This is a genomic window from Paraburkholderia sp. Ac-20340 (assembly GCF_017104965.1).
GTDB lineage: Bacteria > Pseudomonadota > Gammaproteobacteria > Burkholderiales > Burkholderiaceae > Paraburkholderia.
In genome coordinates, this window is record NZ_JAAGPR010000027.1 from 49,093 (window position 1) to 74,265 (window position 25,173).

At 64.3% G+C, this 25,173-nt stretch carries 15 protein-coding genes; 10 read left to right on the top strand and 5 right to left on the bottom strand.

What is annotated here, in order from left to right; genetic code table 11:
- Positions 1–6 precede the first annotated feature (6 nt).
- From G3N59_RS27135 to G3N59_RS27175, 9 genes are all read left to right on the top strand, one after another.
- Complete coding sequence (locus G3N59_RS27135; RefSeq protein ID WP_205985948.1) at positions 7–1,989, top strand: beta-galactosidase; 1,983 nt, start codon at positions 7–9, stop codon at positions 1,987–1,989.
- A 39-nt stretch (positions 1,990–2,028) separates the two neighbouring features.
- Complete coding sequence (locus tag G3N59_RS27140) at positions 2,029–3,282, top strand: extracellular solute-binding protein (RefSeq protein ID WP_205985904.1); 1,254 nt, start codon at positions 2,029–2,031, stop codon at positions 3,280–3,282.
- 58 nt (positions 3,283–3,340) lie between these two features.
- A complete protein-coding gene (locus tag G3N59_RS27145; RefSeq protein WP_346777941.1) occupies positions 3,341–4,366 on the top strand; it encodes a sugar ABC transporter permease in 1,026 nt (341 codons plus the stop codon).
- Between the two features lie 10 nt (positions 4,367–4,376).
- Positions 4,377–5,228, top strand: coding sequence for a carbohydrate ABC transporter permease (locus G3N59_RS27150; protein ID WP_205985905.1), 852 nt, complete (start codon positions 4,377–4,379; stop codon positions 5,226–5,228).
- A 286-nt stretch (positions 5,229–5,514) separates the two neighbouring features.
- On the top strand, positions 5,515–6,267 hold the full coding sequence (locus G3N59_RS27155; protein WP_346777942.1) for a DUF3348 domain-containing protein: 753 nt from the start codon (positions 5,515–5,517) through the stop codon (positions 6,265–6,267).
- A 10-nt stretch (positions 6,268–6,277) separates the two neighbouring features.
- Positions 6,278–9,580: a DUF802 domain-containing protein gene (locus G3N59_RS27160; protein ID WP_205985907.1), complete on the top strand. Its 3,303-nt coding sequence runs from the start codon at positions 6,278–6,280 to the stop codon at positions 9,578–9,580.
- Positions 9,577–10,242 carry an OmpA family protein gene (locus tag G3N59_RS27165; RefSeq protein ID WP_205985908.1) on the top strand — a complete coding sequence of 222 codons (666 nt, stop codon included), beginning with the start codon at positions 9,577–9,579 and terminating at the stop codon, positions 10,240–10,242. Before G3N59_RS27160 ends, G3N59_RS27165 begins: the two co-directional genes overlap by 4 nt.
- A complete protein-coding gene (locus G3N59_RS27170; RefSeq protein WP_205985909.1) occupies positions 10,235–10,879 on the top strand; it encodes a DUF2894 domain-containing protein in 645 nt (214 codons plus the stop codon). The genes G3N59_RS27165 and G3N59_RS27170 overlap by 8 nt, the downstream gene beginning before the upstream one ends.
- A 100-nt stretch (positions 10,880–10,979) precedes the next feature.
- Positions 10,980–12,080: a linear amide C-N hydrolase gene (locus G3N59_RS27175; protein WP_205985910.1), complete on the top strand. Its 1,101-nt coding sequence runs from the start codon at positions 10,980–10,982 to the stop codon at positions 12,078–12,080.
- 24 nt (positions 12,081–12,104) lie between these two features.
- Here G3N59_RS27175 and G3N59_RS27180 read toward each other — a convergent pair whose 3' ends face one another.
- The 5 genes from G3N59_RS27180 to G3N59_RS27200 form a co-directional block, all read right to left on the bottom strand.
- Entirely contained in the window at positions 12,105–13,109 is a 1,005-nt protein-coding gene (locus tag G3N59_RS27180) for an AraC family transcriptional regulator (RefSeq protein WP_205985911.1), read from the bottom strand.
- 83 nt (positions 13,110–13,192) lie between these two features.
- Positions 13,193–14,266, bottom strand: a complete 1,074-nt coding sequence (locus G3N59_RS27185; RefSeq protein WP_205985912.1) for a porin — start codon at positions 14,264–14,266, stop codon at positions 13,193–13,195.
- A 93-nt stretch (positions 14,267–14,359) separates the two neighbouring features.
- Positions 14,360–14,710 (bottom strand): c-type cytochrome, encoded by a 351-nt coding sequence (locus tag G3N59_RS27190; protein WP_241024222.1) that lies wholly within the window; start codon positions 14,708–14,710, stop codon positions 14,360–14,362.
- Between the two features lie 62 nt (positions 14,711–14,772).
- Entirely contained in the window at positions 14,773–16,968 is a 2,196-nt protein-coding gene (locus G3N59_RS27195; protein ID WP_205985913.1) for a molybdopterin cofactor-binding domain-containing protein, read from the bottom strand.
- Complete coding sequence (locus G3N59_RS27200) at positions 16,949–17,392, bottom strand: (2Fe-2S)-binding protein (RefSeq protein WP_205985914.1); 444 nt, start codon at positions 17,390–17,392, stop codon at positions 16,949–16,951. Before G3N59_RS27200 ends, G3N59_RS27195 begins: the two co-directional genes overlap by 20 nt.
- 697 nt (positions 17,393–18,089) lie before the next feature.
- Here G3N59_RS27200 and G3N59_RS27205 point away from each other — a divergent pair.
- Entirely contained in the window at positions 18,090–25,169 is a 7,080-nt protein-coding gene (locus G3N59_RS27205) for a non-ribosomal peptide synthetase/type I polyketide synthase (RefSeq protein WP_277397938.1), read from the top strand.
- Positions 25,170–25,173 lie beyond the last annotated feature (4 nt).

Below are 25,173 nucleotides of genomic sequence, written 5' to 3' on the forward strand. Positions count from 1 at the left end.
ACAGGCATGCGTCTTGGAGTCTGCTATTACCCGGAGCACTGGCAGGAAGCGATGTGGAAGGACGACGCCGCGCGTATGAAAGCGCTTGGCATCGAGCAGGTCCGCATCGGCGAATTCGCGTGGAGCCGTATTGAGCCGTCGCCGGGCGAATTCGATTGGGCCTGGCTCGATCGCGCCATCGACACGCTGGGCGAGGCGGGTTTGAAAGTGGTGATGTGCACGCCCACCGCCACGCCGCCGAAGTGGCTCATCGACCGTCACCCCGATATCCTGCCGATTGGCGCCGATGGACGCGAGCGCGCCTTCGGCTCGCGTCGTCATTACGATTTTTCTTCGCCTGCGTGGTACGAGGCTTCGCAGCGCATCTGTGAAGCAATCGCGCAGCGCTATGGCCAGCACCCGGCCGTCGCTTACTGGCAGACCGATAACGAATACGGTTGCCACAATACGGTAGTGAGTTATTCGCCGGCCGCCGTGAAGCGCTTTCGCGAATGGCTTGCGGCGCGCTATGGCAGCATCGGCGCATTGAATGCGGCGTGGGGCACGGTGTTCTGGAGCATGGAATACCGCAGCTTCGACGAAATCGATGCACCCAATGCCACGGTCACGGAAGCGCATCCTTCGCACCGCCTCGACTATCGGCGCTTTGCTTCGGACGAAGTGCGCCGCTATAACCTGATGCAGGTCGAGATCATCCGCAAGCATTCGCCGGGCCGGCCGATCGCGCACAACTTCATGCAGTTGTTCACGGAGTTCGATCACTACAAGGTCGCCGCCGATCTGGATGTGGCGACGTGGGACAGCTATCCGCTCGGCGCGCTCGAAGAACAGTGGTATGCGCCGGAAATCAAGGCGCGTTATCTGCGCACGGGTCATCCCGACTTTGCGTCGTTCAATCACGACGTTTATCGCGGCATGTCGAAACTGCCGTTCTGGGTCATGGAGCAGCAACCTGGCCCGGTGAACTGGGCGCAATGGAATCCCGCGCCGCTGCCCGGCATGGTGCGGCTCTGGAGCTGGGAAGCCTTTGCGCACGGCGCGGGTTGCGTGTCGTATTTCCGCTGGCGTCAGGCGCCGTTCGCGCAGGAACAGATGCACGCAGGACTGAACACGCCCGATAACCGGCTCGATATTGGCGGCAGCGAAGCCGCGCGCGTGGCGGAAGAAATCCGCACCGTGCTGGCCGATTCGCAAGCCGATGCCGATGCACGCGTCACAAGCCGCGTTGCGCTGGTGTTCGACTACGAAGCGAAGTGGCTGTTCGAAGTGCATCCGCAAGGCGCCGATTTCCACTATCCGCGCTTTGCCGTCGAATATTATTCGGCGCTGCGCTCGCTCGGTTTCGATGTCGATATCGTGCCAGTGAATGCGCCGCTCGACGGTTATCAATTGATTGTCGTGCCGCCCTTGCCCGTCGTACCCGACGACTTCGCACAACGGCTGGCCGAATCGGGCGCGCAAGTGATCCTCGGGCCGCGCACCGCTTCCAAGACCGTCGATCTGCAAATCCCCGCGAATCTCCCGCCGGGCCCGCTCGCGGCATTGCTGCCGCTGCGCGTATGGCGTGTGGAATCGCTGCGGCCGAATATCGCCGAAACCGTGACTGTTTCGTCGGACGTCGTGTTCCAGGGCCAGGCGCGTCACTGGCGCGATCTGATCGAAGTCGATGCGGGCGCAACGGAAATTCGCGCGAGCTTCAGCGACGGTCACCCGGCCTGGCTCACGCATGGCAAGGTGCATTACTTCGCCAGCCTGTTCGACGATGCCACGACGGCCGCTCTCTTCGCGCAGGTCGCGCGCGCCGCGGGCCTCGAACCCACGCCGCTCGGCGACGCGTTGCGCGTGAGCCGTCGTGGCGGTCTTACCTGGGTGTTCAACTACGGCCCCGGCTCGCATCGTCTTGCCGCCAGCATCCCCGATTCGGCTATGGTGGTTGGCCAGCGCGAAATCGAGGCGCAGGGCGTCGCCGCTTACCGCACGCAGCACTGATAACGACGTAAAAACGACGTAAAACACAGGAGACAGGTCATGAAAACGAAACCCCGCACCCTGCTCGCCGCTGCCGCGCTCGCGGCGGCTACGCTCACGGGTACGCTCGCCACCACCGCACAAGCCGGTACACTCGAAATCAATATCGCGTTCAAGGGCGCGAGCCAGCGTGCGGTGTGGACGCAGGTTATCGACGAGTTCAAGAAAACGCATCCGGGCACGGACGTCAAGGTTTCGTTCGTCGACGAAGAAGCCTATAAGGTGCAATTGCCCAACTGGCTCACCACCGCGCCGCCCGATATCGTGAACTGGCACAACGGCGAGCGCATGGCCTATTACGCGCAGCGCGGCCTGTTTGAAGACCTGTCGGGCGACTGGAAGAAGAACAACTGGGACAATATGTATGCCTCGACGAAGGAAGCTTCGTCGTACAAGGGCAAACAATACGCAGCGCCCACGGTCTATTACTCGTGGGGCATGTTCTATCGCAAGGACCTGTTCCAGAAAGTGGGGATTAGCAGCGAACCCAAAACGTGGAATGAGTTTCTCGACGACTGCAAGAAGCTCAAGGCCGCGGGCATCGCGCCGATCACCGTGGGCGGCCGCGACGCGTGGACGCTGGCCGGCTGGTTCGATTATCTCGACCTGCGCGTGAACGGCAACAAGTTCCATCAGCAATTGATGGCCGGCGACGTGCCCTACACCGACCCGCGCGTGAAGAAGGTCTACACGACGTGGAAGCAGCTGATCGACGCGGGTTACTTTATCGATAATTCGCTATCCTACGATCTTGATTCGGCACAGCCTTTCCTGTTCCAGGGCAAGGCCGCGATGATGCTGATGGGCACCTTCATCACCGGCGGTTTCAGCCCCACGGTGAAGCAGCAGATGGGCTATTTCCAGTTCCCGATCATCGAGCCGAATGTGCCGACGGCCGAAGACGGTCCGGTGGAATCGCTGCATATTCCGTCGAAGGCGAAGAACAAGGCCGACGCCCATGCCTTCCTCGCTTTCGCGGAAACGCCTGATGTGGGCGCGCAGCTTGCCAAGGGACTCGGTTCGCTTTCCGCCAATAGCAAATCGCCGGAACCGGAAGACGCGATTTCGAAAATCGGCTTCCAGATTCTCGCGAATACGAAGGGTGGGATTGCGCAGTTCTACGACCGCGACATGACCAAGGAAATGGCCGATGAAGGCATGAAGGGCATGCAGCAGTTCATCGCCGATCCGACCAAGATCGACTCGATTCTCGCGCAGCTCGAAGAGACGCGTAAGCGCATCTACAAGAAGTAATCCTGCGTGCGGCGCGATGTTTCGGGCATCGCGCCGCGGATCGCTCTGGAGGTAAGCAGTGACGCCCTCAACGACTCATCCCTCGACCGATCGCAGCGCGGCGCTCGCGGCTCAGGCCGTGGCGCATCGTGCGGATAACGCATCGGGCAACGGCGCGAACCCCGCCAACGATGGCCGCGCCAGCACGCCACGCACCACGCAACCGCACGGCAAACCGCGCCGGCGCGTCACGCCCACGGCGCGCCGCCAGCGCCGCGCCGCCGCGCTCTTTCTCGCGCCCGCCTGCATCATGGTGGCGATCTACGTAGTCTGGCCGATTCTCTCGACCATTCGCCTCTCGTTCTATAACTGGGACGGCATGAGCGACGCGAGTTTTATCGGCTTCGCCAATTACGTCGAACTCTTTCACGCGGCCACGTTTTATACCGCGCTAAAAAATAACGTTATCTGGCTGCTGCTATTTCTGCTTGCGCCGCCGATGGGACTTGCCATCGCGCTGTATCTGAATCAGGCGGTGGCGGGCATTCGCATCGTGAAGTCGCTGTTTTTCGCGCCTTTCGTGCTGTCGGGCGTGGTGGTCGGCCTGATCTATTCGTGGTTCTACGACCCGACTTTCGGCCTGCTTGCCTTGCTATTGGGTCACGGTATTCCGGTGCTGGGCGATCCGCATTACGCCACGCCCGGCATCATTTTCGCCGCGCTGTGGCCGCAGACAGCCTATTGCATGATCCTTTATCTGACCGGCCTGACGACGCTCAACAGCGAGCAGATCGAAGCCGCGCGCATGGAAGGCGCAAAAGGCTGGACGCTGCTCTGGCATGTGATCCTGCCGCAACTTCGGCCCGTGACGTTCATGGCCGTGGTGGTGACGATCATTGGCGCGCTGCGCAGTTTCGATCTGATTTCCGTGATGACCGGCGGCGGCCCATTCGAAAGCTCGACCGTGCTCGCCTATTACATGTACGACCAGGCGATCAAGTATTACCGGCTCGGTTATTCGGCGGCGATTGCGGTTGTGCTGTTCGCGATCATGCTGCTGTATATCGTCTATCACCTGCGTCGCCTGTTGCGCAACGAGCATTGAGGCCATCGACATGTTTCCGATTCCCATCGACAAATGGAAGCCCGCGCCGCGGCGTCTTTACAAGCTCTCGCTGCCGGTTGCGCTGCTGATCTGGCTGCTGCCGTTGATCGCCGTGCTGGTGACATCGATCCGCTCCACCGACGAACTCAGCGAAGGCAATTACTGGGGCTGGCCGAAGCACTTCGCGCTGATCGAAAACTATCGCGAAGCGCTGACCACTTCGCCCATGCTCCACTATTTCTGGAACAGCGTGCTGATCACCGTGCCTTCGGTGGCGTGCGCGATTGCACTTGCGGCGATGGCGGGCTTCGCGCTGGCGATCTATCGCTTTCCGGGCAACTCGGCATTATTCGCGGCTTTCGTCGCGGGCAATTTCGTGCCGATCCAGGTGCTGATGATTCCCGTGCGCGATCTCACGCTCAAGCTCGGGCTGTATAACTCGGTGGGCGGTCTGATCCTGTTTCATCTGTCGTTTCAGACGGGTTTTTGCGCGCTGTTTCTGCGCAACTTCATCAAGCAGTTGCCGTTCGAACTGGTGGAGGCGGCGCGCATCGAAGGCGCGAACGAGTGGACGGTGTTCTTCCGCATCATCCTGCCGCTGATCCGCCCCGCGCTCGCGGCGCTGGCGATTCTGGTGTTCACCTTCGTCTGGAACGATTACTTCTGGGCGCTGTGTCTCACGCAAGGCGATGACGCCGCGCCGATCACCGTGGGCGTGGCCGCGCTCAAGGGCCAATGGACGACGGCGTGGAATCTGGTGTCGGCGGGATCGATCCTGGCCGCGCTGCCGTCAGTCGCGATGTTCTTCGCGATGCAGAAGCATTTTGTCGCCGGGCTGACGTTTGGGGCGACGAAGGGGTGAGGGTTCGGGATTCGGCCCGAGTTCGACCATCACCCTGATGTGAGCGATGCCCGTCCTGGCAGGCGGGCATCGCTCTTTTGTTTTACCCCCGGTTTACCCGCAGCGATCATCTCTAAAGCTGTCAATCTGCATCATCCCCACCCCCACCCCACATAAAAACCCCCTCCCGCGATCTCAAAACCGCGATTCCAGCCGCTGCGCCGTGTAAACTGCTGCCTTTTTTATCTCTTGTGGTATGGTCCATCCCCCGCAGCGGACGGCCCTGACCGGTCCGGCCCTCGTTCGTTTGCTTGCGCGCCTCGGCGAGACCGACGTGCAGGCCTCGCAGCAGCCGCTCGCCGACCGGCTGAGCCAGTGGCTCGGCTGGACGGACGCGATCGCGCTCTCGACGGTGCTCAGCGCGCCTGCGCCCGCCGTGGGCCGCGTGACGCGCAGCGACGGCGAGGATGAAGCGCAGCGCTGCCTGAGCCTGCGCTCGGCGCTCTCGAAGGCCATCGTCACGGACGCCGTGCTGGCCCCGCCGCGCCCGAGCGCGCGTTACGCGCGTGGCCAGCAAGGCGCGCCGGTGCCGGAAGCGCCCGAATTGCCCGCCGACTTCGCCGTCTTCCGCCAGTGCTATCTCGCGCTCCAGCAGAAGATGGAAGCCGATATCGGCGATATGCGCACGCGCTTGCGCAACCGGCTCGCGGGCCAGTCGCCGGAAATGGCGAAGCTCGCCGCGCTGGATGCGTTGATGGAACGCTCGCTTTCCGTGCGCGAGCGCAATCTGCTGAGCACGGTGCCTGGCCTGCTGGCCAGGCGTTTCGCGGCTCTGCGCAAGGCCACGCAGGCGGCCGAAGCCGAAGCTCAGGCTCAAACAACGCAAGCCGAAGCCCAGGCAGAGGCCCAACCCGAAGCCCCGCCCGCAGCAAACACGGAAAATACACCCGGCTCGTGGCTTGCCACGTTCCGCAAGGATATGCAGAGCCTGTTGCTCGCCGAACTGGATGTTCGGTTTCAACCGGTCGAAGGGCTGCTCGCCGCTCTTCGCACCCGCTAACGCAGACACTATGTCCAGACTTCGCATCGATCTCGTGGTTTTCATCGCCGGCCTGCTCGCGGTTTGCTGGATCGGCGCCGCCTATGTCGGCTCCAGTCCGCTCGCGCTCGCCGTCACGGTCCTGATTGGCGCCTGCTATGTGGCCGGCGCGCTCGAACTGCGCCGCTACCGGCAGACGACCGGCAGCCTCGCGCAAGCCGTCGACGCCCTCACGAGCCAGCCCGCCTCGCTCAATGCCTGGCTCGACCGCCTGCACCCGAGCCTGCGCAGCGCCGTGCGCGCGCGCATCGAAGGCGAGCGCGCCGCGCTGCCCGGCCCGGCGCTCACGCCCTATCTGGTCGGCATGCTGGTGCTGCTCGGCATGCTCGGCACGCTGCTCGGCATGGTGACGACGCTGCGCGGCACCGGCATCGCGCTCGACGGCGCGACCGATCTCGACGGTATTCGCACGGCCCTGGCCGGTCCGATCCGCGGGCTCGGCTTCGCGTTCGGCACCTCGATCGCCGGTGTGGCCAGCTCGGCGATGCTCGGTCTGCTGTCGGCGCTGTGCCGCCGCGAGCGCATCGAAGCCGCCCAGCGCCTCGACGCCCAGATCACCACCACGCTGCGTCCGTTCTCGCACGCCCATCAACGCGAGGCCAGCTTCGCGCTGATGCAGCGTCAGGCCGAAGCGCTGCCGCTGCTGGCCGAACGTCTGCAGTCGATGATGACCGTCATCGAGCGCCAGAGCGCCACCATGGGCGAGCGTCAGATCGCCAGCCAGGAAGCCTTCCTCGGCAATGCCGAAGCCACCTACGCGCGCCTCGCCACCACGGTGGGCGATTCGCTGAAGGCCAGCGCCGCCGAAAGCGCGCGCGCGGCAGGCGCGGCTTTCGCGCCGGTCGTCGAAGCGACGATGGCGGGTCTCGCGCGCGAAAGCAGCACGCTGCACAACACGCTCACGCAAGCCGTGGAGCGTCAGCTCGACGGCCTCACGGCGGGCTTCGAGGCCAATGCGACGCGCGTCGCGGGCATCTGGAACGAAGCGCTCGACGAACAGCGCCGCGCAGGCGAAGCGCTCGCCGACGATCTGCAAGGCGCGCTGGAGCGCTTCAGCGCGACCTTCGAAACGCGTTCGGCGCATCTGGTGCGCGATGTCGATGCGCGTCTCGCGGCTTCGGCGGCGGGCGTTTCGCAGTCGTGGCAGGACGCGCTGGCGCGTCAGGAACAGGCGGGCGAAAAGCTCGCGGGCGACAACCAGCGGGCGCTGGCCGCCGCGGCCGCCACGTTCGAACAGCACGCCGCCGCGCTAGTGCGCGCGGTGGGTGAGGCGCAGGCCGATCTGCAGACGCAGCTTGCCGCGCGCGACGAAACGCGCCTTGCGACCTGGCGCGACTCGCTGGACGCGATGAGCACCTCGCTGCGCGACGAATGGCGCACGGCGGGCACGCAAGCGGCCGAACAGCAACAGGCGATCTGCACGACGCTCGCGCAGACGGCCGAGTCGGTCGTCGCGCGCGCCGAAGCGCACGCGAACAGCACGCTCGCCGAAATCACCCGCGCCGCCGAAACCGCGAGCGCCGCGTGGCAGGACGCCAGCACGCAGGCCGCACAGCGTCAGCAAGCCGTGTGCGAAACGCTCGAAAGCACCGCGGGCAAGGTTGCCGCGCACGCCGAAGCGCATACGAACAGCACCATCGCCGAAATTACGCGTGTGGCCGAGGCCTCCTCGGCGGCATGGCAAGCGGCCAGCGCGCTCGCGGCAGAACGTCAGCAGACGATTTGCGATGCGCTTGCGCAAACGGCCACGGATATCTCGAAGCAGACCGAAGCGCACGCGAACGGCACCATCGCCGAAATCGCCCGCGCGGCGCAAGAGAACGCCAGCGCCTGGCAAGCCGCCAGCACGCACGCGGCGGAGCGTCAGCAAGCAATCTGCGACGCGCTCGCGCAGACGGCCACGGATATCTCGAAGCAGACCGAAGCGCACGCGAACGGCACCATCGCCGAAATCGCCCGCGCGGCGCAAGAGAACGCCACCGCCTGGCAAGCGGCCAGCACGCAGGCGGCGGAGCGTCAGCAAGCGATCTGCGATGCCCTGGCGCAAACGGCCACCGCAATTTCGATGCAAACCGAAGCGCACGCCAGCGGCACCATCGCCGAAATCGCGCGCGCCGCCGAAGCGAACGCCACCGCATGGCAAGCCGCGAGCACACACGCCGCAGAACGCCAGCAAGCGATCTGCGACGCACTCGCGCAAACCGCCACGGATATCTCGAAGCAAACCGAAGCGCACGCCAGCGGCACCATCAGCGAAATCGCGCGCGCAGCGCAAGAAAACGCCGCCGCATGGCAAGCCGCCAGCACGCAAGCCGCAGAACGCCAGCAGGCGATCTGCGACGCGCTCGCGCAAACCGCCACGGATATCTCGGCGCAAACCGAAGCGCACGCGAACAGCACCATCGCCGAAATCGCTCACGCCGCCGAAGCAAACGCGGCCTCGTGGCAAGCGGCCAGCACAGAAGCGGCCGAGCGCCAGCAAGCGATCTGCGACGCGCTCACGCAAACCGCCAACGCGATCTCCGCGCAAACCGAAACGCATGCCGTCGGCACCATCGCCGAAATCGCCCGCGCCGCCGAAGCGAACGCAAGCGCCTGGCAAACCGCCAGCACGCACGCCGCCGAACGCCAGCAGGCCATCTGCGACGCGCTCACGCAAACCGCCAGCGCCATCTCCGCGCAGACCGAAGCACATGCCAACGGCACCATCGCCGAAATCGCGCGCCTCGTCGAAGCCGCTTCGGAAGCGCCGCGCGTGGCCGCCGAAGTCGTCGCGGAACTGCGCCAGAAGCTCCACGAAAGCATGGTGCAGGACACCGCGATGCTCGAAGAGCGCGGCCGTCTGCTCGCCACCGTCACCACGCTGCTCGACGCCGTGAATCACGCGAGCACCGAACAGCGCGAGGCGATCGGCGCGCTCGTCGATACTTCGGCGGGTCTGCTCGAACGCGTCGGCACGCGTTTCGACCAGCAGGTCGAAGCCGGTGCGCAGACGCTCGAAGGCGCCGCGGCGCAGATCACCGGCAGCGCCGTCGAAGTGGCCAGCCTGGGCGATGCCTTCGGCGTGGCCGTGCAGCACTTCGGCGCGTCGAACGACAAGCTCATGACGCAGCTCGAACGCATCGAAGCCGCGCTCGACAAGTCGCTCTCCCGCAGCGACGACCAGCTCGCCTACTACGTCGCGCAGGCGCGCGAAGTGGTCGATCTGAGCCTGCTGTCGCAAAAGCAGATCATCGATAGCCTGCAACGTCTGGCCGGAAGCGAAGCCGCATGAACGACGAGATCGACGGCGGCGTAGAGCCCACCGCACCGGTCTGGGCGGCATTCGGCGACCTGATGGCGGCGCTGCTGGGCGCGTTCGTGCTGATTCTGGTCGGCGTGATCGGCATGCAGATGGAGGCGTCCTCGCGCCTCGCGCATGAGGTCAAGGCGCGCCAGCTCGAAGCCAAACGGCGCCAGACGCTCGAACAGGCGCTTGCCGGGCCGCTTGCGGCCGGGCGCGTGACGCTCGTGAACGGGCGCATCGGCATTAGCGGCAGCGTGCTGTTCGCGCTCAACTCCGACCAGTTGCAGCCCGAGGGGCGCGACCTGCTCAAGAGCCTTGCGGGTCCGCTCACGGCGTATCTGCACGATCGCGACGAAATCCTCATGGTCAGCGGTTTCGCCGACGATCAGCAGGTTCACGCGGGCAATCGGCGTTTCGCCGATAACTGGGAACTGTCCGCCGAACGCGCGCTGACGGTGACGCGCGCATTTATCGATGCGGGTGTGCCGGCGGCTTCGGTGTTCGCGGCGGCGTTCGGTTCGGAACAGCCGGTCAGTTCGAACGCCGACGAAGCGGGCCGCGCGAAGAATCGCCGCGTGGAAATCGCGCCCGTGCCGCGTTCGTCGAGCATGAGCAGCGCGGCCGCCAAGGCGCCGAACGCCCATGAGTGACGGCGCGCAAAACGTTGCGGACGCATCGACTGCGCTGAACGCGGCGACGTGCAGCGCGGCGCGTTCGACGCTCGACGCGTGGCGCGCACAAGGCGCGAACAGCATCGACCCCGTGCGCTTCGCCACGCTCGATGCGCTGGAGCGGCGCGCCCAGGCGCAAACGGGCGCGGCGCGCAAGGTGCTGGACGCGCGCATCGAAACCCTGCTGGCAAGCTACGCAAAGCAGATCGATGCCGATGCAACCATCGCCACGCATACGCAAGCACAAGCCCAAACGCCCGCCAGCAACGCATTCGAAGCACTGATCGAAACGATGTCGCGCGACGAACGCGATGGCGCGCCCGCTACGCTGCTCGATTATTTCCGCGACGTCTGGCAAAAGGTCAGCGCCGATCAGCAGGTGCAACAATCGCAGGATCAGGTGCCGAAAAACGCAGGCCCGCTCAATTCGAGCGCCCTCGTGCATCGCGCGCTCTTTCTCATGCGCGATCTGTCGCCCGGTTATCTGCGCCAGTTTCTGACTTACGCCGATAGCCTCGCCTGGCTCGAAGACCTGCACGCCAACGCCGCGCCGCCAGCCGCTCCCGCGCCGCGCGCCAGCGCCGCAAAGAAGCCGCGCCGCACGCGCGCGCAATAGCGCCACGCGCACACCTCCACGACGTCTACCGCGCCTTCCGTGGCATGATCGCAGCGTCCTGCTGCATCTCTCCCGCCATGGTTTTATCGGAGCGCGCAACATGTCACGATCCCCGTCACGCTTCATCGCTGTCTGCGCAGGCGCGCTCGCGCTTGCCGCGCTATTCACCGCCTCGCTCGCCTACGCCTGCACGCGCGCACTGTATGTGGGCGACAGCGGCCTCGTCATCACGGGCCGCACGATGGACTGGTCGGAAGACATGCGCTCGAATCTCTGGGTGTTTCCCGCCGGTATCGAGCGCGACGGCAACGCCGGCCCGAAATCGCCGCGCTGGCGCTCGAAATACGGCAGCGTGATCGTCTCGGGCTACGACATCGGCAGCGTGGACGGCATGAACGAACGCGGGCTCGTGGCCAACGCGCTGTATCTGGCCGAAACCGATTACGGCAAGCCCGACTCGGGCCGCCCGCCGATGTCGATCAGCCTCTGGGCGCAATACGTGCTCGACAACTTCGCGAACGTGAGCGACGCCGTGAAAGCGCTCGGCAAGGAGCCGTTCCAGATCATCGCGCCGCCGCTGCCCAACGGCAAGCCGATCACCATCCATCTCTCGCTATCGGACGCCAGCGGCGACTCGGCGATCCTCGAATACCTCGACGGCAAGCTCGTGATTCATCACGGCAAGCCGTACCGCATCATGACGAATTCGCCGATCTACAGCGAACAGCTCGCGCTCGATGCGTACTGGAAAGGCATTGGCGGGCTCAGTTTCCTGCCGGGCACGAACCGCGCCGCCGACCGCTTCGTGCGCGCCTCGTTCCTGCTCGACGCGATTCCGAAAAGCCCCGATCCGAACTATATGGCCGGCGTGCCGATGCAAAACGGCGCGTATCAGCAGGTCGCGAGCGTGATGAGCGTGATGCGCTCCGTCAGCGTGCCGCTTGGCATTCGCACACCCGAAACGCCGAATCTTTCGTCGACGATCTGGCGCACCGTGGCCGATCAGACCAATCTGGTCTATTACTTCGATTCGGCCACGCGGCCCGATACGTTCTGGGTCTCGCTGCGCAAGCTCGATCTGAAACCGGGCGCGCCCGTGATGAAACTCACGATCGAAGCGGGGCAGATGTTCTCGGGCGAAACCGCCGATAAATTCGTTGCCACGCCGTCGTTCAAGTTTATGCCCGCGCCCGCGCCTTGATCGCCATTTAATTCGGCATCCCAATCATTTTCCTGCGAACGCGTCACCCGAAGCCCGCGCCGCCGCTGCGGGCTTCGGCACTTTATAGACGTCTTTCAGGCTGCGCGCGTATTGCTTGGGCGCCATGCCCGACCAGCGGCGAAACGCGCGAATAAAAGCCTTTTCCGACGCATAGCCCACGCTGGTGGCAATTTCGATCAGCCTGCGCCGCGAATCGCGCAACGCGCCGCTCGCCACGTACATGCGATAGGCCGTCAAATGGCCGATGGGCGTTTCCTCCACCAGTTCGACGAAGCGCGCGCTGAAACGCGATCGCGACATGCCGGCCGTGGCCGCGAGCGATTCCACGGTCCATTCGCGCTCCGGGTAACGATGCAACTGCGCGATGGCGCGGCCAATCTGCGGGTCCATGAGACCGCGCAACCAGCCCGTGTGACTGATCGCCGACGATAGATGCGCGCGCAACAACTGCACGAAAAGCACATCGGCCAGGCGCGCGGCCGCCACGGCCCAGCCAGGCTGGCAGGCCATCGATTCGCGGATAAACGCCATCAACGTATCCGCGAGCCAGGGACCGACGGCCGGGTCGTTGGCGCGCACGTGAATCAGCGGCGGCAGCACGGAGAAAAGCGGGTTGCGCATCGGCTCGCGGTAAAAAATGATGCCGGTGTACAACTCGTTCGCCGCGGCGGCCCCGCCTCCCACCGTGAGCCGCAAAGGCGTATCGAATCGCGGGCTGATGCCCTCGCCCGCCACGAGATCGTCGAATGGCACCGGCTCGACGCCAGGCGCCGATGCCAGCACGTGCGCGTGCCCGTGCGGCAGCAACACGAAGTCGCCGACTTCGACGCGCAACGGTTCCATGTCCTCCACGGCGATATAGAACGGGCCGCCGAAGCCCGTTCTGAACGCCGCGCCTTCGACCGCCGGTTTAGCGATCGCCCACGGCGCGCTGAGCGAAAAGTGCCCGGTCACCACCGCGTCTGCGCGCAGGTCGGCGAGCGCGGCGCTCAAGAGGTCCATCGCCATGTTGTCTCCGTTTTACGTATTGGGGCGATGCGGGCAGCCTGCCCGCCGTGTTCGGACTCAGAAGCCGGCCTGAGAAGCCGGCCTCAGAAGCGCTGCTGGATGCCCATCATCGCTCCGAACTGGTTCGCGCCCGTCGCCACCGTGCCCGCCGCTGCCACGGCGTTGGCCGCGAGCGCGCTATTCATCATGTAACCAAGCGAAGCATAAAGCGTGGTGCGCTTGGAAATGAAATAATTCGCGCGCCCAACCAGCAGGGTCGAATTCGAATGATCGCGCAGGATGTAGCGCAGCGCCTGCGCGTCGAGCGAGAACGTGGGCCGGACGTACCAGTTTGCGCCGAGGAAAAAGATATCGGATTGCGCGTGTTCGGCCGCCGACGTATTGCGCCTGATCCAGCCGCCGCCCAGCTTCGCCGGGCCGTATTTCACGTAGGCATCGACGATGGTGCGCTTGTCCACGTCCGCGCTGCTCGTCAGCGGCGCTGTCGCGCCGGCGCCGCCGTACATCACGTCATACGAAGCCGCCGCGCCGCCCCACGCGTTGTCGTAGGCGAGCATCATCGTGTACTGGCGGCAGGCCACGGCGTCGCCCGCAATCTGGCCCGCGCAGTTGGTCGCCGACGGACCGGCGGGGCCTGCGGCATCGCGCCCGAAGCTATACGTACCGCCCACCGTGAAGCCCTGGAATTTGCCCATATAACCCACGGCGTTGTCGCTGCGCGCGTTGGGCAGATAGCTGTCGAAGCTCGCCATCGAATGAATCGACGGGCCGATCACATCCGCGTTGAGCAGCACATACATCGACATATTCATTTGCCGGCCCAGCGTGAGCGTGCCGAAACTGCTGCTCACGCCCAGGTTCGCCTGACGTCCGAACAGGCGGCCGCCATAATTGAGCGCGCCGCTATTCGATGCAAAGCCGCTTTCCAGCACGAAAAAGGTCTTGTAGCCGCCGCCCAGATCCTCCTGGCCACGCAAACCGAAGCGCGACGGCACCTCGCCCGTGAGCGTGGGCATGCCCGCGAACGAGCCGCCCTTCGCGGCGTTGTTGTAGTACTCGACGCCGGTATCGACGATGCCGTACAGCGTCACATTGCTTTGTCCCCACGCCAGCGCCGATGCGGCAGCCAGCGCTGCAGCCACGAGAGTTTTCTTCATTGCAATCTCCGAACCATTAATCAGTCATGCTTAGTTATTGAAATACCTGCCGATCCGGCAAAGCGGTCCGGCAGGATACTGCGGGGATCAGGTTCAGTCGGTCTTGCTGCCGGCCAGAATCCATTGCACGACGATTTGCGCATCGCCCGCGCTGATGGCGTTAGGCGGCATCGGCACCGCGCCCCAGACACCCGAGCTGCCGTTCTGGATATGCGCCACCAGCGTGGCCGCTGCATTGGGTTTGCCGTTGTAGCGCGTGGCCACGTCTCGATAGGCGGGGCCAACGAGTTTCTTGTCGACGGCGTGACAGCCGAAGCACGCGTGCTGGGTGGCGATCTGGCGGGCGCGCGCAGCGTCCAGTGCAGGTTCGGCGAGTGCATGGGTCGCGCCCGTGATTGCGGCAAGCGCGCCGAAAGCAGCCAGCAACTGGCGAAGTGGGATCATGTTCGATTCCTGTTTTTGTGGGGAATTTGCGGAGAAATAAAGGGATCGCCAGAGACCTGCGTTCAAGCGAGTTCCTGTTCGAGCGGCATCGTGCGCAGGCGCGTGCCGGTCGCCTCGAATAACGCGGCCGCCACCGCGGGCGCAACAGACGGCAACGACACCTCGCCGCAGCCCTGCGGCGAGCGTTCGCTATCGACGATCTCGACTTCGATCTTCGGCATCTGCGCGAGATAGAGCAGCGGGTAATCGGCGAAATTCTGCTGCATCACCGCGCCATCCTTGAACGTGATCTCGCTCTTGAAGGTGTTGGTCAGTGCGAAGCCGATCCCGCCTTCCACCATCTCGCGAATCAACATCGGATTGACGGCCCGGCCGCAATCGATACCGCACACGATGCGTTCGAGTTTTGCCTTGCCGTCCACCATGCGCAGCTCGACGATCGTCGCCACATAGGTCGTGAACGCGCCGCCGCGCCCGGTATAGAGGCAATACGCGAGGCCGCGATAAAGACCCGCTGAAGGCTTGCGCGACCAGCCCGCGCGCGCAGCGGTGCGTTCGAGCACGCGCACCGCCAGCGGATCGCCGCGCAGCAGCGTGCGCCGATATTCGAGCGGATCGATCCGTGCCGCGTGCGCAAGTTCGTTCACGAAACTCTCCAGAAAGAACACGCTGGACGTGCTGCCCACGCTGCGCATGAAGCTCACGGGAATGTGCTGATCGACGCTCACCGAATCGACCAGCAGGTTCGGCACCGCGTAGCCAAGATCGTAGAGACCGTCGAGCATGGTCTCGTCCCAGCCGCCCGCTTTCTCGAAGTAATCGCGCTTGATCGCCCAGTAAAGCGATTGCCCCACCACGCGCAGATGCATCGCGCGCGGATAGCCGTCCGCACCCAGCACCGCGCGCATCCGTGCCGAGGCCGCTGGCCGATAGAAACCGTGCGCAATATCGTCTTCGCGCGAGCGGATCACCTTGACCGGACGACCCACGGCTTTCGAGGCCACCGCCGCATGAATCACGAAATCGGGCACGTATTTGCGCCCGAAACTGCCGCCCAGAAACGTTGTGTTCACAATCACTTTTTCGGGCGGCAGCTTGAAGATGCTGCCGAGCGTCCAGCGCACCTTGTCCTGCCCCTGGATCGGCCCCCACACCTCGATCTCGTGCTCGCGCACGTGGACGGTCGCGTTCACGGGCTCCATCGTCGCGTGGACGATATAGGGCGTGTGGTAATCGGCTTCGATCACCCGGCCCGCCGATGCAAACTGCGCGGGCGCATCGCCGATACGCGTCGCCACGACGGCCTGCTGCGTCATCAGCGCGGCCTTGTTCCGGGCGCGTATCGTCGCGCTGTCCGCGGGCGGCGCAGCGTCCTGCCATTGCACGTCGAGCGCATCGGCCGCCTTTTTTGCCTGCCAGTACGTTTTGGCCACGACGATCACGGCGTCCTTCGCCAGCACCACATCGACCACGCCGGGCAGCGCCCGCACGGTATCGCGATTGCGCACCGCCAGCGGTTTGCCGTTGAGCGTCGGCGCCATCTTCACGAAGCCCGCGAGCATCTCCGGCACCTTGACGTCGATGCCGAACACCGCGCTGCCATTCACCTTGGCGGGCACGTCGAGCTTATGCAGCGGCTGGCCAATCAGATTGCGCGCCGATTCGGGCTTCAGGCGCGGCTGCGGATCGAGCGGCAATTGCACGGCATCGGCCAGCAGTTCACCGTAGCCGAACGAGCGGCCGGTCTGCATGTGAATCACGCGCCCGCTCTTTGTCGTGCATTGCGTGGGCCGCACGCCCAGCTTGCGCGCGCCCGCCGCGAGAAACGCTTCGCGCGCCTGTGCGCCCGCCACGCGCAGACGCGCATGGAACATCGTGATCGACATCGATGCGCCCACGAATTGCTGCGGATGTTCGTTGGCCGCGCTGATGCGATAAGCGTCGCGGCCCGTGACGAATTCCACGCTCACGAGGCGCCAGTCGGCGTCCATTTCATCGGCGAGAATCTGCGGCAGACCGGTATAGACGCCCTGCCCGACTTCGGCTTGCGAAAGCCCGATGATGGTGCGGCCGTCCGGGTCCACGCGCACCCAGTCATTGATCTCGCGATACGGCGAGCCGTCCTGCGCGGCCTGCACGTGCTCGCTCAAGGACAGTGGCAAGACGAAACTGCCCGCCAGCGCGAGGCCGGTTTTCAGAAAGGCGCGACGGTCCGCGCGATGCGGCGCGAGCGCGCGCTCAGTGGTCGGCTGCGACATGCACGGCCTCGCGAATACGGTGATAGGTCGCGCAGCGGCACAGGTTCGTCACGCCCTGATCGATCTGCGCATCGGTGGGATGCGGATGCTGCTGCAACAGCGCGGCCACGGCCATCACCATGCCCGACTGGCAATAACCACATTGCGGCACGTCTTTCGCGATCCACGCGCGTTGCACCGGATGCGAAGTCTCGGGCGCGAGTCCTTCGATCGTGGTGATACGGCGCCCTGCTACCGCCGAAACCGGCAGCACGCACGAGCGCGTGGCCTCGGCTTCCAGATGCACGGTACAAGCGCCGCACGCGCCAATACCACAGCCGTATTTGGTGCCGGTCAGACCGGCCGTTTCGCGGATCACCCAAAGCAAAGGGGTATCCGGGTCGCCATCGAAATCGAATGGCTGGCCGTTCAGTGTGAATTGCATGAGATGTCTCCTCTCGAATCGCCTGGGCACGCGGCGTTAAAACCACCTGCAATGGCTGGCATTCTTGGCCTGGACAAAAAGCCCGGCAATGGCATGGAGACCCAAAAAGGTTGCCGATCGTCTCTTTTGAATAATGTGTTGCGAGAGCGGGTTTGACCGGCTTGATTTTCTTTACACCCTTGTATTTGCTGGATATTTCTCTCTTTGCATGCAACTTTATGGTGTGATAATTCGTTCACATACGATGTTCTGTTTCATGTATGGAATGAAAATGGGATACCTGATGGCGCTGTTTCGCCAAACGTTTGCGCAGCGCAAGCCTCTAAAAAACGCATTCAAGACACGCAATCGATATTCAGGTTTCCCCAATAACAGCCGTTAACCAGCGGCAAGTGCAATCGGCCCAAAACCTGCGCGATAAATTGTTTCGTACGATTAATTGAATCGCAAAGAAAGCCAGCCGAAAGCCAATATTAAAGCTCGCAATTGAAGCGCCTGTTTAAAGCACCTTTTGGCGAGCCAGAAGATTCGACGGTGCAACGTCGGCCGTCATCAAAAATGCGTCCCCGTTCGGTATAAATCGTCCGCCGGTTTTGTCCTGGCCATTGTCGAGGCACGTTTAGCGCGCTCGCGTGGGGAAGGCATGGGATCGGCCAGGCGCTTCGACTCATTAAAACTAAACAGCAACACACACCGCATGCATCCGCAGAACCAACACCCGACTCCGCCCGCGACTGGCGCAGACCGCATCGATCCGTCTTCGCCTGCCGCCACAACGGCGAAACTCTCGCGCGGACAACGCGCCATGTGGTTTCTGTGGAGCCTCAACCCGGCCGGCGCGGAGTACGGCCTGCCGATGGCGTGGACGATACACAGCGCGCTCGATCTGGACGCGTTTCGCGCCGCCTTGCAGGATCTGGTCGATCGGCATCCGGTGTTGCGCACGACTTACGCGGCGCACGGCGGCGAGCCCGTGCAACTGATTCACGCGCAGGGTCAGGCGGATTTCGCGCATCACGACGCATCGCAATGGGATGCGGCTGCGCTGCATGCACGCCTCGCACAAGAGGCCGATACGGGATTCGATCTGAAGCACGGGCCGGTATTTCGCGCGCGCCTTTTCTCGCGCGCGGCCGACACGCACGTGCTGTTTCTGAACAGCCATCACATTGCCGCGGACACATGGTCGCTCATCGTGATGATGGAGGAACTGGGGCTTTGCTATCGCGCGCGCGTTGAAGGCAAAGCGGCGGATTTGCCTTCGACCGGGCTCGCCTATGTCGATTACGTCGAGTGGCAGCAGAACCTGCTGGCGTCGTCCACTGGCGAGAACCATGCGGCCTACTGGAAGCAGCAACTGCAACGCCCGCCGGTACTCGATCTGCCCACCGACCGGCCGCGTCCGCCCGTGCAGACGCATGTTGGCGCGGGCCATGCGTTCGAACTGGATCGCACGCTCACGCAGCAGATCCGCGCGCTTGCGCGTCAGCACGATGTCACGTTCTACACGGTGCTGATGGCCGCGCTTTACGTGCTGCTCCATCGCTATACCGGACAGGACGATATCGTGGTCGGCTCGCCGCGTTTCGGGCGGCCGCCACAAGGTTATGCGCGCACCGTCGGTTACTTCGCGAGCCCCTGCGCGCTGCGCGCGAACGTGAATGGCGAAAGCACTTTCGAAGCGTTCTTGCAGCACATGCGAGCGGTGCTGGTGGGCGCGAAAGAACATCAGGACTATCCGTTCCCGCTGCTGGTGGAACAACTGGGCATTGCGCGCGACGCCAGCCGCAGCCCTGTTTTTCAGGTTTCCTTTACGTATCAGAAGGCCCATCTCGACAATATGCGCGGCGTCGCGGCAGCGCGTATGGGTTTAGGCGGCGCGACGCTCGACCTCGCCGGTTTGCCGCTCGCGTCGTATCCGCTCGAACAGCATGGCGTGAAATTCGATCTCGACTTCGTCGTTGAAGAAGTCGATGGCCGTCTGCGCGCGGTGTGCTGGTACAACACGGCGCTGTGGGACGCGCAAAGCATCGGCTATCTGGTCGATCACTACCGCACCTTGATCGCGGGTGCAGTCGAAGCGCCGCAAACGGCGCTCAGACATCTGCCGATGCTGACCGCACGAGAAAGCACCGATTACGCCGCGTGGAATGCCACCGAAAGCCGCTTTCCGCAATCGCCCGCACACCGGCTCGTCGAAGACTGGGCGCAACGTCAGCCGCACGCCGCTGCGCTTGTCTGCGATTCGCAGACAGTCTCCTATGCCGAACTCAATGCGCGCGCCAACCAGCTCGCGCATCATCTGCGCCGTCTCGACCTGAAATCAGGCCAGTTGGTGGGCGTCAGCATGGAACGCGGCCCCGGTCTGGTGATTGCGATTCTCGCGGTGTTGAAAGCAGGCGGCGCCTATCTGCCGCTCGATCCGGGCTATCCCGCAGACCGTCTTGCATACATGCAGGACGACTCGGGTTTGAATCTGCTGCTGACGGACCGTGGCGCGAATGCCAGCGTGTCCTCGGCGAGCGTGCGCCGCCTGTGTGTCGATACGGACGCCGCCGCCATCGCGGACGAATCCACGCACAACCTGGATCTGGCCTCGAAACCGGACGATCTCGCCTACGTGATCTACACCTCCGGTTCGACCGGCCGTCCGAAGGGCGTGATGCTCGAGCATTACGGCCTGTCGAACATGGTGCATACGATGGCCGAGCGCTTCGCCATCGGCACCGAAAGCCGCCTGCTGCAATTCGCATCGGCGAGCTTCGATTCGTCGGTCGCGGAAATTTTCAGCACGCTCTGCGCGGGCGCGGCGCTGTGCCTCGCCTCGAAGGCGGACATGATGCCGGGATCGGCGCTGATCGGCACCATCGCGCGCCTTGCCGTGACGGTCATCACCTTGCCGCCTTCGGTACTCGCGCTGATGCAGCCCGACGATGTGCCGACGCTGCGCACCGTCGCGGCCGCCGGTGAAGCGTGCAGCCTCGACATCGTCAAACGCTGGGCGCCCGGCCGACGCTTCCTCAACGCCTATGGCCCGACCGAAGCCACCGTTTGCGCGACCGTCGCGCCTCTGACTGCGGATTCGCGACGCGTGTCGCTTGGCCGCCCCATCGCGAACACGCGCATCTATTTGCTCGACGCGCAACTGCAGCGCGTGCCGGTGGGCATCGCCGGTGAAATTCATATAGCAGGCGTTGGCCTCGCGCGCGGCTATCTGAACCGCCCCGACCTCACGGCCGAGCGCTTTATCGCCAATCCGTTCGAAGGCGCGCAGGCGCGCATGTATAAAACCGGCGACCTCGCGCGCTTTCTGCCCGACGGCAGCCTCGAATATCTGGGGCGTATCGATCATCAGGTGAAGATTCGCGGCTTTCGCATCGAACTGGGCGAAGTCGAAGCAGTGATCGCCGCTTGCGCCGGCGTTCGCGAAGCGCTGGTGATTGCGCGCGCAACGAATGGCGGCGCGCCTTCGCTGCTCGCCTATGCGATCGCCAGCGAGAAAGACAGCATTAGCGTTAGCGACATTCGCGCCCACGCGCAAGACAAGTTGCCCGAATTCATGCTGCCCTCGGCGATCATGTTGCTGGACGCCTGGCCGCTCACGCCGAACGGCAAAATCGATCGCGCGGCCTTGCCCGATGCCAGCGAACGCGTGACAACACACAACGTCCTCGCACCGCGCGACACGCTCGAACAGCAGATCGCCGATGTCTGGAAAACCGTGCTGAAACTCGACGTCGTCGGTATCGACGATAACTTCTTCGAAGTGGGCGGCCATTCGCTCGATCTCGTGCGTGTCGAGATCGAACTCGAGCAGGTTCTGGGGCGACATGTGCCAACCATGGACCTGTTCCGCTTTCCGAATATCCGCGCGCTGGCCGCGCATCTGCGTGGCGCTCAGGCATCACCGGCCGATGCGTCGCCCAACGCCCAGCGGCAAGCCGCGCCCAAAGTAGCGCCCATACCTGGCAATACTGATCATTCCGATACCGACATCGCCATCATCGGCATGGCGGGCCGCTTTCCCGGCGCGCAAAACGTCGACGATCTGTGGCGCAATCTGGTCGCGGGCGTCGAATCCGTGCAGGATCTCAGCGATAGCGAACTGCTCGCGGCCGGTGTCGATCCCGCCCTGCTCGCCGATCCGCGTTACGTGAAGCGCAAAGGCCTGCTCGACAACGTCGATCAATTCGACGCCGCGTTCTTCGGCTATCCGCCGCGCGAAGCCTTATTGATGGACCCGCAGCAGCGCCTCTTCCTCGAAACCGGCTGGCAGGCGCTCGAACATGCGGGCTATGCGAACGCCAGCTACGCGGGCCGGATTGGCGTGGTGGGCGGCGTGGGCCGCTCCGCCTATCTGCTGCATTACCTCGATACGCACCCCGAAAGCGCGGCCGAGTTGTTCCAGACCACCATCCTCAACGAGAAAGATTTTCTTTCCACGCGACTGGCCTACAAACTCAATCTGCGCGGCCCGGCGCTGACCGTGCAGACGGCCTGCTCGACGTCGCTCGTGGCCGTGCATCTGGCCTGCCAGCAACTGCTGCTCGACGAATGCGAGATCGCGCTGGCCGGCGGCGTGTCGATCGAAATCCCGCACGGCACCGGTTATCTGCATCAGGAAGGCCATATTCTTTCGTCCGATGGCCGTTGCCGTCCGTTCGATAGCCGCGCGCAAGGCACGGTGCGCGGCAGCGGCGGCGCAATTGTCGTGCTCAAACGGCTCGCCGCTGCGCTCGCCGATGGCGATCACGTCTGGGCCGTCATCAAGGGTTCGGCGATCAACAACGACGGCAACGCGAAGGTGGGCTTCACCGCGCCCGCCGCCGACGGCCAGGCCGATGTGATCGATCAGGCGTTGCAGCGCGCGGGCGTCGCGCCGGACAGCATTGGTTTCGTCGAGGCGCACGGCACGGCCACGCCGCTGGGCGATCCGATCGAAGTGCACGCGCTCACGCGCGCGTGGCGCCGTTATACCGGCGAGCGCCAGTTCTGCGCGCTCGGCTCGTTGAAGTCGAACGTCGGTCACCTCGACGCGGCCGCGGGCGTCGCCGGTCTGATCAAGGCCGCGCTCGCGCTGCATCACGGCAAGATTCCGGCGACGCTGCATTTCGCATCCGCCAATCCCAGGCTCGAACTGGAAAGCAGCCCTTTCTGGGTCAACAACACGCTCACCGACTGGCCCAGTGCCGCGACGCCGCGCCGCGCGGCCGTCAGTTCGTTCGGTATCGGCGGCACCAATGCGCATGTGATCCTGCAGGAAGCGCCGCCAGCCGCTGCGCGATCGGGCGAAAGCGATCAGGCGTTTCAGGTGCTGACCTTGTCGGCGAAATCGGCAAGCGCACTCGATGCGATGACGAACAATCTGGCCAGCTATCTGCGCGATCATCCTGACGCGCGACTCGCCGATATCGCCTGCACGCTGCAACTCGGCCGCACGGATTTCCCGCATCGACGCGTGGTGGTGAGCGACCGCGTCGCCGGCGCGCTCGAAGCGCTGACGACGCTGCCCGCCACGCGCAGCAGCACTGGCATGCCCGCACCGGCCGCGCGCATCAACTATCTGTTCCCCGGCCAGGGCCTGCAGCAAGTGAACATGGGCCGCGATCTCTACGAGTCCGAAGCCGTGTTCCGCGATTGCGTCGATCACTGCGCGCGTCTGCTGGAGCCGCTGATGGCGCTCGACGTTCGCATGGTGCTGTATCCGCACGCCGATAACACCGATGCCGCGCGCGAGCGTTTGATGCAGACGTCCGTGACGCAACCCGCGCTCTTCGTCGTGGAATATGCATTGGTGCAGCAACTGGCGCATTGGGGCGTGCGTCCGCATGCCATGATGGGCCACAGTCTTGGCGAATACGTCGCGGCCTGCGTGGCCGGTGTCATGTCGCTGCCCGACGCGCTGAAGCTGGTCTGCATGCGCGGTCAGTTGATCCAGGCATTGCCCGGCGGTTCGATGCTGGCAGTCGAAGCTTCCGCACAGGAACTGGCGCCGTACCTCGCGGGCGCGGTCGATCTTGCCGTTGTCAACGCGGCACGCGCGTGCGTGCTTGCGGGCCCGGCCGAACACATCGACGCCGTGCAAACGACACTGGAAAACAAGGGCTTGCGTTGCAAACGCGTAGCCACTTCGCACGCGTTTCATTCGGCCATGCTCGACCCGGTGCTCGATCGCTTCTTGGCGACGGTGAGCCAGGTCGAACTGCGTGCGCCGCAGATTCCGTACATCACCAACGTCACCGGTACGTGGGTCACGCACGCGCAGGCGACCGATCCCGCGCATTGGGTGCGCCATATGCGTCAGACCGTGCGATTCGCCGAAGGCCTCGACACCTTGCTGCAAACGCCGGATGGGCTGTTTGTCGAAGTGGGTCCGGGCCACACGTTCACGTCCATCATCCGCAGGCATGCCGATAACGCCCATGCACGCGTCGCCACGGCGACGCTTTCGGGTGCTGCGGGATGGTCCGATTGCGGCGCGCTGGCGCTGGCCGTGGGGCGCCTGTGGGTTGCGGGCGTCACGCCGGCTTGGGCGATGCTGCACGAAGACGCCACGCGCCAGCGTGCTCCGTTGCCGGGTTATCCGTTCGAGCGCCAGCGTTTCTGGCCACAGGCGCGCAACGTCGTGCGCGCCGCGACTACGCACGCCGATCAAACCGCAATTGAACCGGCTCAAACTCATTCTGGCGACGCATCGGCAGTCAGCTCGCACGACACCATCGAAGCGAAACTGGCTGCGATCTTCGCGGAAGTGCTGGGACTGCCCTCGGTAGCGCTCACGGATAACTTCTTCGAACTCGGCGGCAGTTCGCTATCGGCGTTGAGCGTGATCCTGCAGGTGGAACAGATGCTCGGCCAGAAGCTGCCCACCTCGGCGATGCTCGAAAGCCCCACCGTGGCAACGCTCGCCGCCGCGCTGCGAACGATGCGCGACCCGCGCAGCCAGCAACTCGTGGGCATGCGAACCACGGGCGCGCTGCCGCCGCTGATCTGCATTCATCCGTATGGCGGCCATACGACCAACTACGTCGAACTCACACGCAGCCTGGGCGGCGAGCAACCCGTCTACGGTATTCAGGCGGGCGGTTTGCAAGGCGAATCGACGCCGCTGCGCACGATCGAAGCGATGGCGTCCGACTACATCGACCTGATGAAAACGGTGCAGCCGCAAGGCCCGTATCGCTTGATCGGCCATTCGATGGGTGGATGTATCGCGTACGAAATGGCGCAGCAGCTTCAGCAGCGCGGCGAAAGCGTTGCACTGCTGGCCCTGCTCGATTCGCGCGCGCAGAACGCCAGCGTGCAACCGTTGTACCGCAACGGCACCTACGGCAAGATGGCGGCCCGCGCATGGCTGAGCGACGAAGCCGTGATGCTCGGCATCCTGATGCCGAAGCTCGCATTCGATTGGGAAAGCCTGCGCGACGTGCCCACCGACGTGCACTGGCGCCACGTGCTCGAAGCGGCAACGCAGCAAGGCCTGCTGCCTGCCGGAACCGGCGAGCGGCAGATCCGGCAGGTGCTGGCCGTGATCGATGCGAATGACGAAGCGCTGCGCACCTATCGCCCCGCGCCTTATTCGGGACGCGTGCTGCTGTGCTGTGGCGAAGACGGTTTCGCGCAGCAGTTCGGCGAACCGGATCTCGGTTGGGGCGTGCTCGCGGCCTCGCTGGATCTCGTGCGCGTGGCGGGCGATCACCACAGCATCATGAGCCGCGAAAACGCTGCAACTATCGCCCAGCATCTGGAACGGCACGCACAACCACGCAGCGCCTGAGCCC

Coding starts and splice junctions, on each gene's coding strand:
- G3N59_RS27175 (WP_205985910.1), top strand. CDS start 10,980: ATGTCACGATCCCCGTCACGCTTCATCGCTGTCTGCGCAGGCGCGCTC.
- G3N59_RS27190 (WP_241024222.1), bottom strand. CDS start 14,710: ATGATCCCACTTCGCCAGTTGCTGGCTGCTTTCGGCGCGCTTGCCGCA.
- G3N59_RS27200 (WP_205985914.1), bottom strand. CDS start 17,392: ATGCAATTCACACTGAACGGCCAGCCATTCGATTTCGATGGCGACCCG.
- G3N59_RS27185 (WP_205985912.1), bottom strand. CDS start 14,266: ATGAAGAAAACTCTCGTGGCTGCAGCGCTGGCTGCCGCATCGGCGCTG.
- G3N59_RS27135 (WP_205985948.1), top strand. CDS start 7: ATGCGTCTTGGAGTCTGCTATTACCCGGAGCACTGGCAGGAAGCGATG.
- G3N59_RS27180 (WP_205985911.1), bottom strand. CDS start 13,109: ATGGCGATGGACCTCTTGAGCGCCGCGCTCGCCGACCTGCGCGCAGAC.
- G3N59_RS27150 (WP_205985905.1), top strand. CDS start 4,377: ATGTTTCCGATTCCCATCGACAAATGGAAGCCCGCGCCGCGGCGTCTT.
- G3N59_RS27140 (WP_205985904.1), top strand. CDS start 2,029: ATGAAAACGAAACCCCGCACCCTGCTCGCCGCTGCCGCGCTCGCGGCG.
- G3N59_RS27205 (WP_277397938.1), top strand. CDS start 18,090: ATGCATCCGCAGAACCAACACCCGACTCCGCCCGCGACTGGCGCAGAC.
- G3N59_RS27170 (WP_205985909.1), top strand. CDS start 10,235: ATGAGTGACGGCGCGCAAAACGTTGCGGACGCATCGACTGCGCTGAAC.
- G3N59_RS27165 (WP_205985908.1), top strand. CDS start 9,577: ATGAACGACGAGATCGACGGCGGCGTAGAGCCCACCGCACCGGTCTGG.
- G3N59_RS27195 (WP_205985913.1), bottom strand. CDS start 16,968: ATGTCGCAGCCGACCACTGAGCGCGCGCTCGCGCCGCATCGCGCGGAC.
- G3N59_RS27160 (WP_205985907.1), top strand. CDS start 6,278: ATGTCCAGACTTCGCATCGATCTCGTGGTTTTCATCGCCGGCCTGCTC.